Raw genomic sequence first — 11,441 nt, 5'->3', positions numbered from 1 at the left:
AGGAAAGGGAAAACGACGCTTTTCCCTTTCCGTGGAGCGAAAAGTCCCGGATTGGACTTTTTGCGACCCTATCAAGGTTGATGACAAGAACTTACAGATCGTATCAGAGCCCAGAGAAAGGACCTTAGATGAAAAATCAGGATCTTTCTTTGGGCTTTGGACTTTGGACCTTGGACTGACCCATGTCCTTTTCCAACATCGCCCTCGGCAACTACTACCCGGCCCGATCGCCCATACACAGCCTGGACCCGAGGTTCAAGATCGTTGCCCTGGCCGGCCTGATGATGGCCACCTTTCTCATCGATTCCCCTGGCGGCGTCGGATTGCACAGTGCCGCCATCGCGGCTGCCATCGTGCTTTCCGGTGTGCCCGTCCCGGTTTTCCTCAGGGGGCTCAGGGTCTTCGCGATCCTGTTCCTGTTCACAGCGGTTCTCCACCTCTTCTTCACCCCCGGCACGCCGGTTCTCGAGATCACGGCTCCAGTGACGATATCCATTACGAGTGAGGGGATCACACGGGGTCTTCTCATCTCGTGGCGGCTCATCACCGTGATCGCCCTTTCCTCCCTCCTGACCTACACGACGACGCCCCTGTCCATCACACGCGGACTCGAAGCCATGCTTACACCACTGAAGCGGGTCAAGTTCCCTGTCCAGGATTTCTCCCTCATGATGATGATAGCCATCCGGTTCATCCCCGTCCTGACAGGCGAAACGGAACGGGTCTGGAAAGCCCAGCGGTCCCGGGGCGCCGATCCGGGGAGGGGAGGGTTGAGGGCCAGGTCCAGGGTCCTGATGTCGGTTATTCTCCCCGTATTCATCGGACTTTTCCGTCGGGCCGATGAACTCGCCCTGGCCCTGGAAGCCAGGGGATACCGGCCGGGGATGGAAAGGACCGCGATGTATCCCCTTTCCTGGAGGGGCAGAGACTTTGCGGCCACGGTAATTATTGTGCTCTGGGCAGCCGGAGTCCTGCTGCTGACACGTGGGTGACAGGTTTGAGTTTGGATCGAATATTAAATATATCTTTGAATCCCGATCATCACTTTTCATGGGGGATTCAAAGGTGAGGAGGATCAGGCTCCTCCTCGAGTACGACGGAACCGGTTTTTCGGGATGGCAGGTCCAGCCGGGAATGCGGACTGTTCAGGGTGAGGTACAGGAAGCCCTTGCCAGGATGATGGAAGCGCCTGTGAAGCTCATCGGTTCCGGACGGACAGATGCCGGCGTCCACGCCATCGGACAGGTTGCCCACGCGGAGGTTCCCAAGGAGATCCCGGCCGTCAACATCGCCATGGGGCTCAACAGCTCTCTGTCGAGAGACATCAGGATCCTGGACTGCGGGGATGTCCCGCCCACCTTCCACGCCCAGCGCAGCGCCAGGGGTAAACTGTACCGGTACGCCATCCTCAACAGCCCGACACCCACAGCCCTCGACAGGTTCCGGGTGTGGCATATCCGGTCCCCGCTGGACCTGGTGAAGATGAACTCGGGTGCCTCGTTCCTGCGCGGGGAACACGATTTCACGTCCTTCAAATCCGCCGGAGACGAGACCACCACCGTCCGGAACCTCAGAAGACTGGATATCGAAAAGGATGGTGACCGCATCTCGCTAATGTTCGAAGCCAACGGTTTTCTCAAACACATGGTTCGAAACATCACTGGTACACTGGTGCAGGTGGGCCTTGGCCGGATGGCGCCTGACAAGGTCAAAACCGTTCTGGAAAATCTGTCCCGGGACAACGCACCCCCAAAAGCGCCGCCCCAGGGGCTGACCCTGATGGAGGTATATTATTAAGAACAGAAATTAGAATCCAGGAGAAGAACTTTCACAGACCTGGCGACTGAGCGACCTAACGAAAAAGCAAAATCACCAACCCTCCTCCCATGCGAAGCTTTGAATACTATCCTGAAATATGAGATTTGAAATCTGGGATTGGTAATGAGCCGCTGGTTGGCAGCTGGTTGGCAGCTTGACCCTACCAGGCTACTCATCTACACTCCAAATCTCAACTGGAGCAAATTCGCAATCCAGGGGATGAAAGGAAAACCAACCCGCATGCTCCGAATCAACAACATTCACACCTACTACGGAAGCATCCAGGCCCTCAAGGGGGTTTCCCTGGCCGTTGAGGAGGGGGAGATCATCACCCTCATCGGTGCCAACGGCGCCGGAAAGACCACCACCCTCATGTCCATTTCGGGAGTCGTCCCGATCTCCGAGGGTGAGATCCTTTTCAAGGATGAACCGATCCATCGCAAGCAGCCGGACGAGATCGTTGCCCTGGGCGTCTGCCAGGTGCCCGAAGGCCGTCATATCTTTCCGGGTCTTACCGTCATGGAAAACCTGGACATCGGGGCTTTCCTGAGGAAGGACAAGGACGGCATCAAGGAGGATCTCGATTACGTGATGGGGCTCTTTCCCATCCTCGCCGAAAGACGCCACCAGGCAGGTGGAACCCTTAGCGGCGGAGAGCAACAGATGCTGGCCATCTCCAGGGCCCTCATGGCCCGTCCCAGCCTGCTCCTCCTTGACGAACCGTCCCTGGGCCTTGCGCCCATCATCGTGGAGCGGATCTTCGACATCATCGCCAAGATCAACCAGGAAAACGGCACCACCATCTTCCTCGTTGAACAGAACGCCAATATGGCCCTTCAAGTCGCCCACCGGGGGTACGTCATGGAAACGGGGATGATCACCCTGGTGGATTCCGCCTCGAACCTGGCGGTTAACGAAGATGTGAAGAACGCGTATCTGGGAATCTAGGAGCCTGTCGGGAAACCGCAACACACTGCCCGGACACGTTCTTCGGACCCGGACCGAAAAAACGGCCTCTCCGATGCCCCGACCGGAGGCCGGCCCAAACCAATCGCGGATTTCGGGTGTACGGTTTATATTGACTGCACCAAAAGTACAGGATAGTTAATAGGCTCATCTGCAAAGTAGCTGATTCAGACGAATACTCATTCTGGTTTCCTTCAGCAGGGGAGATCTGCCAGCCCGCAAACTGGGGGTTCCATTATTGATAGAGTCGCAAAAAGTCCAATCCGGGACTTTTCGCTCCACGGAAAGGGAAAAGCGTCGTTTTCCCTTTCCTTACAAATCAATGACTTATGATGCGGGTCATTGATTTGGGCACCCCGCGCGGGGTGCGGTGATGGACTTCTTGCGAAGCCATCAATTATTCAAGGAGGTGTTTTGATGAGAAGGTTTTTCTGTATCACTGTCGTTGCCATGATGACCATGGCCCTCATGATCACCGGGTGCGCGAAAAAGGAAGCGGCTAAAGAGCCCGTCAAACTGGGTGTTGCGGGTCCGCACAGCGGTGACCTGGCTTCTTACGGCATACCGACCGTTCGCGCGGCCGAACTGGCGGTCAAGGAGATCAACGCCACGGGCGGCATCCTTGGAAGGCCAGTGGAGCTTCTCGTCGAGGACGACGTCTGCAAGCCTGAAGTTGCCACCAACACGGCAACCAAGCTGGTGTCCGATGGTGCCGTCGTCGTCCTGGGCCACATCTGCTCAGGGGCCACAAAGGCGGCTCTCGGCATCTACAACGACGCCAGGATCATCGTCATGTCCCCCTCGGCCACCAACCCGGACCTGACCCAGAGCGGTGACTACCCGAACTTCTTCCGAACCATCGCCTCCGATGACATGCAGGCCATGCTCGGCGTGAAATTCACCGTTAACAAGCTGGGCGCCAAAAAGGTCGCCGTCATTCACGACAAAGGTGACTACGGGAAGGGCTACGCCGAGTTCGCCAAGAAGTACCTGGACGAGATGGAGGGCGCGGAAGCCGTCCTGTTCGAGGGAATTACCCCCGGCGCCGTTGACTACAGCGCCATCGTTCAGAAGATCGCGAAATCAGGCGCCGAGGCCGTCATCTACGGCGGGTACCACCCCGAGGCCTCCAAGATCGTCACACAGATGAGGAAGAAACAGATGAACACCTTCTTCGTGTCTGACGACGGGGTCAAGGACGTGACCTTCATCAAGGTGGCCGGCGAGTTCGCAGAGGGCGTTTACGCTTCCGGCCCCATGGACGTTTCCGACCTGCCCATGTACAAGAGCGCGGTCGAGGCCCACAAGGCCCAGTACGGTGAGGATCCCGGCGCTTTCTTCAAGGAGGGTTACGCCGCGACACTGGCCCTGCTAAACGCCATCCAGAAGGCCGGCTCCACAGAGTATACGGCCGTCGAGAAGGTCCTGCGCAGCGAGTACGTGGATACTCCCGTGGGCTCCATCTCCTTCGACGCGAAGGGCGATGCCATCGGTGTCGGCTTCTCCATGTACAAGGTCGTTAACGGCGAATATGTTGAGCAGAAGTAGATCGAAGTCCTGATCCGGTAGACAGGGGAGAGGGAACGGTACCTCTCCCCTGTTTTTTGCCTGTTCAAACCGGTACCTGAGCCGGTACTATCATTGGACCCTTATGGATTACTTCTTCGAACTGTTTCTCGGCGGACTTACACGGGGCTCTATTTACGCTCTCATCGCCCTTGGTTACACGATGGTCTACGGGATCATCGAGCTCATCAATTTCGCCCACGGTGAGATCTACATGATCGGGGCTTTCACTGCCCTCATCGTGGCGAGCCTGCTCACCATGGCCGGGTTCAAAGGCCTCGCGGTCCTGGCGCTTTCCATGGTGGTGGCTGTCATCTACGCCGGGGCCTACGGCTTTACCGTCGAGAAGATCGCATACAAGCCTCTGCGTCAGGCGTCTCGCCTGAGCCCCCTCATCAGCGCTATCGGGATGTCCATCTTTCTGCAGAACTACGTCCTCCTGGCGCAGACTTCAGATTTTCTGCCCTTTCCTTCCCTGATCCCCAAGTTCGGGTTCATGGCGCCTTACGAGCCCATCTTCAGCTCCTCCGAACTGGTCATCGTCTCTGTCACGGCCACGGTCATGGTCCTTCTCACATGTCTCATCAAGTTCACCAGGATGGGAAAAGCCATGCGGGCCACCGCACAGGACAGGAAAATGGCCATGCTGGCCGGGATCAACATCAACCGGGTGATCTCCACCACCTTTGTCATCGGTTCGTGTCTTGCAGCCGTCGGTGGTGTTCTCATCGCCTCACACATTGGACAGATCAACTTTTACATAGGGTTTATCGCCGGGATCAAGGCGTTCACAGCGGCGGTACTGGGAGGGATCGGATCGGTTCCAGGCGCGGTCCTTGGCTCCCTTGTTCTCGGCTGGACGGAGAGTTTTGTCACGGGATATATATCGAGCGACTATGAAGATGTTTTCGCCTTCCTCCTGCTTGTCCTCATCCTCATTTTCAGGCCTGAGGGGATCCTGGGCAAATCCAGGGCACAGAAGGTTTAATGATGAACCGGTCAACTGCCATTCAGGATCTCAAGCAATCCGCCTTTATCGCGTTCTGGTTTATGCTCCTCACTTTCCCGATAATGGTGATTCGCGTGAACACAATCGAGAAGGTCGTGCAGTGGCGATGGATGAACCTCCTCACGGTGGGATTCGGTGCGTTCATCCTTTCCTACCTCTGGCGATTCCTGATGCTTCGCAAGGAGACAAAAGTTGCCAGTGTGAAGGTCACCTGGAACCAGAAACTGATGTCAGAGAAGCGGTATTATCTGCCTTTTGCCGCTACAGTCCTTGTCCTGACTTCAGCGCTGCCGTTCTTCGTTTCCGATTACCGGGTGAATATTCTCATCACTGCCATGATCTACGTGGTCCTGGGTCTGGGCCTTAACATCGTCGTTGGACTTGCCGGTCTTCTGGATCTGGGGTACGTGGCTTTTTACCTCGTGGGAGCCTATTCATACGCCCTGTTAAACCACCACTACGGGTTGAACTTCTGGCTGGCCTTGCCCCTTGGTGCTTTACTTGGAGCTGTCGCAGGTATCCTCCTGGGGATCCCGGTCCTGAGGCTGCGTGGAGATTACCTGGCCATCGTTACCCTCGGGTTCGGTGAGATCCTTCGTCTCATTATGGAGAACTGGAACGCATTCTCCTTTGGCCCCAGCGGTATCGCCAATATCGACCGCCCCGGCATCATCGGCATCGAGATGACACGCACTCAGTCGACCCTGTTCATGTATTACCTCATGATCGCCCTTGCCATTTTCACCATTTTCGTCGTCAACAGGCTGCAGGATTCCCGGCTGGGACGCTCATGGCTAGCCCTGAGAGAGGATGAGGTCGCGTGCCAGGCCATGGGTATAGACAAGATGAAAACCAAGCTGGCAGCGTTCGCCCTTGGTGCGACGTGGGCAGGGATGATGGGCGTTATCTTCGCCGCCAAGACCCAGTTCATTAACCCCATGAGCTTCACATTCCTGGAATCGGCGATCATACTCTCCATCGTCGTCCTGGGAGGGATGGGCTCCATCCTAGGCGTTATTCTCGGGGCTTTCATTTTCATACTGCTCCCTGAAGAGCTACGGGCTTTTTCACAGTACAGGATGCTCATCTTCGGAGCCTCCATGGTGCTTATGATGGTCTTCCGTCCCCAGGGGATCATTTCCAACGTCCGCCGCAGCTACGAGTACCACGAAAGCCCCTGATAGGGAGCATGATTTGATATGTCCGAAAAAGTGATCGACATAAAAGCGCTGACCATGACCTTCGGGGGTCTCAAGGCTGTGGACCAGGTGGACCTTTCCGTCAGGCAGGGTGAGATCGTCGGGCTCATAGGGCCCAACGGGGCCGGAAAAACCACCTTTTTCAACTGTATTACCGGGATCTATCCACCTGTGGGCGGTGACATAAACCTTATCCCCCCCGGGAAAAAAGCTGACAGGATCAACGGTCTCAAGCCGAATAAGATCACCTCGAAGGGGATGGCGCGGACTTTCCAGAACATCCGCCTGTTCCAGAATATGACCGCCCTCGAAAACGTCATGGTGGGACGTCACTGCAGGACAAAGGCCGGTGTCCTGGGCGCCATTTTCAGGGGCCCCAGGACCAGGGCTGAAGAAAAAGGGATCGTATCTGACAGCTACACCCTTCTCCACAACGTCGGGCTGGGTAATTTTGTCAACGAACACGCCAAGAACCTTCCCTACGGGGCACAGCGGCGTCTCGAGATCGCCCGGGCCCTCGCCACCGATCCGTTCCTTCTGCTCCTTGACGAACCGGCTGCGGGTATGAACCCCCAGGAGACCGAGCGTCTCATGGAACTCATCGAGACGATCCGCAGGAGCGGTGTTTCCATCCTCCTGATCGAACATGACATGAAACTTATCATGCGTATTTCCGACCGGATCATTGTCCTGGACCACGGGGTTAAGATCGCCGAGGGCAGACCCCAGGAGATCCGCACGGACAAGAAGGTTATCGAAGCCTACCTGGGTTCCTCCTACGCCGGTTAAACTTTGATGGACTTTTTGCGAGTCCATCAACTTTGGCATCCCGACGATCAGCTGCCTGCTGACGCAAAACAATCGCGGATTTCGGGCCTGCCGTCTCCCCTTGAATTACCGGCCGCACTGGTACTATCATTAACCCTGTACCCGTAGTAGGTGTCATGGGATCCCGAACTTGCTCCAACACCTTGCCGGGAGGCTGAATGATGAAATGGTTCGCGACTATAGCAGTCTGTTTTTTATCAGCGGTTGTGCTGTGCAACACGGACGCATCGGCCCTCGAGCCGACAATGGAGGGGGAGGGAACGATCTCCTGGCCGAGCGTCCAGGGAAACAGTACAGGAACCCTCACCGTTTCCGGAACCGTGGACCTTTCAGGCGGGAAGGCGCGACGGGAGAAGTTCCCGGACATCCCTGCCTGGATCGTCTCGAAGGATTTTGACGGAAACGGAAAAAGCGAACCGGGGATTTTATTCAACGATGGCACCTTGCGTATCCTGTCCCTGGAAAACGACCGCCTGAGAACGATCTCCTCTGTAAGGAAGCTGGCCCCGGCATCTCCTCCCATCGTTCTTCCAGACCTCGGCAGTGACAGCAACGGCGGGCTTGCAGGCGTCGATGACCGGGGAGATCTCGTCACCATCGATTACCAAACGGGCCGAACGAGAAGGCTGGCCGGCGGGTTTTCACCCCTGACGTACCCGACAGGAGCCGATCTTGACGGCGACGGAAGTTATGATATCGCGGCGGTAAACGACAAAGGCAAGCTCACCGTCGTTCGCGGACCCACCCTTACCCGCTCGGAAAGTTCCACTGAACTGCTTCCAGACACGAGGATAATCGCCCTTGACCTTGACGGAAAACCGGGCCTCGAGATGGCCGCATTTACAAGCCCCACGGATGAAAAAGCTCCAGGTCGTCTGGGAGACGATCTTGAAGCGAAAGGTTTTGCCGTTTTCAGCTGGGATGGCCGGTCCGTGAAACTCGAGGACCAATACCTGCTGGACGAGGGGGAACTCTTCGAGATGATATTGCCCGTGGCTGTGACCGACCCTGAGGATGAAAGACCCCAACTCATGTTCACCGTTTCCGGTAAGGACGGCAGGACGGGGGTCAGGAGCTACACCTTCGACACGGGAAGGCTCCGGCAAAGGAGAAAGGGGCCGGTTATCGGGGACGGGATGTGGATCCACCCCCTCGGCGGCGCAATTTTCGGTGACAGCGACAGGGTTTCCCTCGCCGCCGCGGTACTTCCCGAGGAAGGCGACGGCGATCTGGAGCTTTACCGCGTGGACCTTGCCCAGACGAGGCTGACGCTGAGGGGAGCCGTGAGATCACAACAGACAGGCTCCAGGCTCATGGAGACATCACTCGTCGGCGATTTCAACAGGGACGGCCGGATCGACCTGCTCGTGCCCGGTCCGGGAATGAAGAGCGTCAGGATCATTACCCTTGAAGGCAGCCGGCTCAAGGCCAGGGAGATCTTCAACGCCAGTGGTCGTATCTCCACCAACTTTTGTCCCGGCGACTACGATGGCGACGGCAACTTGGACATCATGTTCGGCCTGGACGACGGGACCGTAGTAATTCTCCAGGGAGAATAACGACGGAGTCCAGAGTGCAGCGGCCAGAGTCCGGAGGGGAAAGAGCGGGTTTGATGTCTGATGTTTTTGTTAAAAACCGTGACATCAGACGTCAAGCATGAAACGTAAGGCGTGGCGGAGCAATAAACGATGTTCAACAGAGTCATTGCGGGAAGCATCGAGTGCGATGAGAGCGACGTGGCGATCCCACGTTTCACCTTTCACGGTTCACGGAACTTAAATGCCCTTCAATCTGACTTCCCAGTACACGCCTCGCGGCGACCAGCCTGAAGCCATTGAGGCCCTCACCAGGGGGGTTGAGGCGGGGGTATCCGACCAGGTCCTGCTTGGGGTCACGGGTTCAGGAAAAACGTTCAGCCTGGCCAACGTGATCGCCAGGACCGATCGTCCTACCATTGTCATCGCCCACAACAAGACACTGGCCGCGCAGCTGTACCAGGAGTTCAGGAGTTTCTTCCCCGATAACGCGGTTGAATATTTTGTTTCCTACTACGACTACTATCAGCCGGAAGCGTACATCCCCCAATCCGACACCTATATCGAAAAGGACAGCTCCATCAACGAGGTCATCGACCGCCTGAGACACTCGGCCACCCGGTCACTTCTCACCCGCAGGGACACCGTGGTGGTCGCTTCAGTGTCCTGCATATTCGGCCTGGGATCTCCGGACATCTACCGTGACATGCTTGTGACCTTTAAAGCCGGGCAGAAGATCGGGCGCAGGGAGATCCTTGCGCGCCTGGTGGACATGAGATACGAGAGGAACGATATCGACTTTTCACGGGGCACATTCCGGGTCCGTGGGGAGGTTGTCGACCTCTTTCCCGCCTATGAGGAAACAGCTCTAAGGTTTGAGATGTTAGATGACCGGATCGAACGGATCACGGTTCTCGATCCCCTGACCATGCGTTCCACGGGAGACGTGCGGGAGGTTTCCGTTTTTCCCGCCAGCCATTACGTGGTCACAGCACAGATCATGAAACAGGCTCTCGAAGGGATCGAATCGGAGCTCGAAGAACGGGTTGCCTGGTTTAAAAACAGCGGCCGTCTAATCGAGGCCCAGCGTATCGCGGAGCGCACCGCTTTCGACATGGAGATGATGCAGGTCGTCGGTTACTGTAAAGGTATCGAGAACTATTCGAGACACCTGACCGGGCGGGCGCCGGGCGAACCGCCGCCGACACTCCTCGACTACCTTCCGGAGGACGCCCTGATCATCATCGATGAAAGCCACCAGACGATCCCCCAGATCAGGGCCATGTACAACGGCGATCGTTCGCGAAAGGAAAATCTCGTCGATTTCGGATTCCGGCTCCCCTCAGCCTTTGACAACAGGCCCTTGACCTTCCAGGAGTTCGAAAAAATGGCTTTTCAGAGGGTTTACGCCTCCGCGACTCCAGGCCCCTACGAACTGACGCGGACCGGGGGGGAAGTGATCGAACAGGTGATCCGGCCCACAGGGCTCATCGACCCGGAAGTCACGGTGAGGCCGGCTACCCACCAGGTGGACGATCTTGTGGCTGAGATCCGTGATGTCGTCGAAAAAGGCCACCGCGTCATGGTCACAACCCTGACCAAGCGGATGGCCGAGGACCTGACCGACTATCTGGGGGAACTCAAGGTCCGGGTACGATACCTCCACTCCGATATCGCCACACTGGAGAGGGTACAGATCATCCGGGACCTCAGGCTGGGCGTTTTCGATGTTCTGGTGGGTATCAACCTGCTGAGAGAGGGGCTTGACCTTCCGGAGGTGGCCCTTGTGGCCGTGATGGACGCCGACAGGGAGGGGTTTCTGCGATCGGAGACATCTCTCATACAGACCATGGGCCGGACGGCAAGGAACCTTGAGGGCCGCGCCATCCTGTACGCCGACGTGATGACCAGGTCGATCAGGAACGCTGTCGCGGAAACCGGCAGGCGGCGTAAAATTCAACAAGAATACAACGAAAAGCACGGATTGACGCCGGAAAGTGTGAAAAGCCGGATCCACGACATCCTGTCCTCCGTCGAAGAGGCTGATTATGTGAGCCTTGACGAGAATCAGGGAGTCGAACCATCTGACCTGGAATCGACCGTCGCCAGACTCGGGACCGAGATGATGGAAGCTGCCGGTCAGCTCGAGTTCGAACGGGCGGCCCAGATCAGGGACAGGATCCATGAGCTTCGTGAAAGACAGATGATGGTGGGTATAGGGGGAGTGGCGAGGCCAAAGTCCAAGGTTCAAAGTCCAAAGAAGAAGGGCAAGAATAAAAAGACGGGGCGTCGAATGAATCCGTTGTAGCCATTTTTTTAGTACTTAGGGAAACCCCCCGCCTTTGCCGGGGGATACATGACCTCTTGGATTGACCCTGAAATTTGAAGTTTTAAATGTGATGACTTCGCAAAAAGCCATCAATGCGCCCCGCGCGGGGCGCCCAAATCAATGACAAGCCGCGCCTGGGAAGGGCGCCCGGATCGATGACCGATGAAAGCAGCCGCGCCTGGGAGAGGCGC

9 protein-coding genes are annotated in these 11,441 nt (G+C 56.8%); all 9 read left to right on the top strand.

The annotated features are described in order from the left end of the window. The first annotated feature begins 182 nt into the window (after nucleotides 1-182). The 9 genes from P1S46_09220 (at nucleotide 183) to uvrB (ending at nucleotide 11,229) form a co-directional block, all read left to right on the top strand. Nucleotides 183-992 (top strand): energy-coupling factor transporter transmembrane component T, encoded by an 810-nt coding sequence (locus tag P1S46_09220; protein MDF1536666.1) that lies wholly within the window; start codon nucleotides 183-185, stop codon nucleotides 990-992. A gap of 73 nt (nucleotides 993-1,065) precedes the next feature. Continuing rightward, a complete protein-coding gene (truA, locus tag P1S46_09215) occupies nucleotides 1,066-1,797 on the top strand; it encodes a tRNA pseudouridine(38-40) synthase TruA (GenBank protein ID MDF1536665.1) in 732 nt (243 codons plus the stop codon). 261 nt (nucleotides 1,798-2,058) lie between these two features. Beyond that, nucleotides 2,059-2,766 (top strand): ABC transporter ATP-binding protein, encoded by a 708-nt coding sequence (locus tag P1S46_09210; GenBank protein MDF1536664.1) that lies wholly within the window; start codon nucleotides 2,059-2,061, stop codon nucleotides 2,764-2,766. 435 nt (nucleotides 2,767-3,201) lie between these two features. Further along, nucleotides 3,202-4,332, top strand: a complete 1,131-nt coding sequence (locus P1S46_09205) for a branched-chain amino acid ABC transporter substrate-binding protein (protein ID MDF1536663.1) — start codon at nucleotides 3,202-3,204, stop codon at nucleotides 4,330-4,332. 103 nt (nucleotides 4,333-4,435) lie between these two features. Continuing rightward, on the top strand, nucleotides 4,436-5,338 hold the full coding sequence (locus tag P1S46_09200) for a branched-chain amino acid ABC transporter permease LivH (protein ID MDF1536662.1): 903 nt from the start codon (nucleotides 4,436-4,438) through the stop codon (nucleotides 5,336-5,338). A gap of 20 nt (nucleotides 5,339-5,358) precedes the next feature. After that, the gene (gene livM / locus P1S46_09195) at nucleotides 5,359-6,540 is read left to right on the top strand and encodes a high-affinity branched-chain amino acid ABC transporter permease LivM (protein ID MDF1536661.1); all 1,182 of its coding nucleotides are present in this window, start codon (nucleotides 5,359-5,361) and stop codon (nucleotides 6,538-6,540) included. Nucleotides 6,541-6,558: 18 nt separating this feature from the next. After that, nucleotides 6,559-7,347, top strand: a complete 789-nt coding sequence (locus P1S46_09190; protein MDF1536660.1) for an ABC transporter ATP-binding protein — start codon at nucleotides 6,559-6,561, stop codon at nucleotides 7,345-7,347. A gap of 197 nt (nucleotides 7,348-7,544) precedes the next feature. Beyond that, nucleotides 7,545-8,945, top strand: a complete 1,401-nt coding sequence (locus P1S46_09185; GenBank protein ID MDF1536659.1) for a hypothetical protein — start codon at nucleotides 7,545-7,547, stop codon at nucleotides 8,943-8,945. 220 nt (nucleotides 8,946-9,165) lie between these two features. Then, entirely contained in the window at nucleotides 9,166-11,229 is a 2,064-nt protein-coding gene (uvrB, locus tag P1S46_09180; GenBank protein ID MDF1536658.1) for an excinuclease ABC subunit UvrB, read from the top strand. Nucleotides 11,230-11,441 lie beyond the last annotated feature (212 nt).

This window comes from bacterium (assembly GCA_029210545.1).
In the GTDB taxonomy this organism is placed as follows: Bacteria; BMS3Abin14; BMS3Abin14; order BMS3Abin14; family BMS3Abin14; genus JARGFV01.
Note: the sequence above shows the minus strand (reverse complement) of the source record. Positions and strands in the feature narration are given on the sequence as shown.

Excerpts from the sequence above, each read along its gene's own strand:
- P1S46_09200 (MDF1536662.1), top strand. The coding sequence starts at position 4,436 with ATGGATTACTTCTTCGAACTGTTTCTCGGCGGACTTACACGGGGCTCT.
- P1S46_09205 (MDF1536663.1), top strand. The coding sequence starts at position 3,202 with ATGAGAAGGTTTTTCTGTATCACTGTCGTTGCCATGATGACCATGGCC.
- P1S46_09220 (MDF1536666.1), top strand. The coding sequence starts at position 183 with ATGTCCTTTTCCAACATCGCCCTCGGCAACTACTACCCGGCCCGATCG.
- uvrB (MDF1536658.1), top strand. The coding sequence starts at position 9,166 with ATGCCCTTCAATCTGACTTCCCAGTACACGCCTCGCGGCGACCAGCCT.
- P1S46_09190 (MDF1536660.1), top strand. The coding sequence starts at position 6,559 with ATGTCCGAAAAAGTGATCGACATAAAAGCGCTGACCATGACCTTCGGG.
- P1S46_09210 (MDF1536664.1), top strand. The coding sequence starts at position 2,059 with ATGCTCCGAATCAACAACATTCACACCTACTACGGAAGCATCCAGGCC.
- P1S46_09185 (MDF1536659.1), top strand. The coding sequence starts at position 7,545 with ATGATGAAATGGTTCGCGACTATAGCAGTCTGTTTTTTATCAGCGGTT.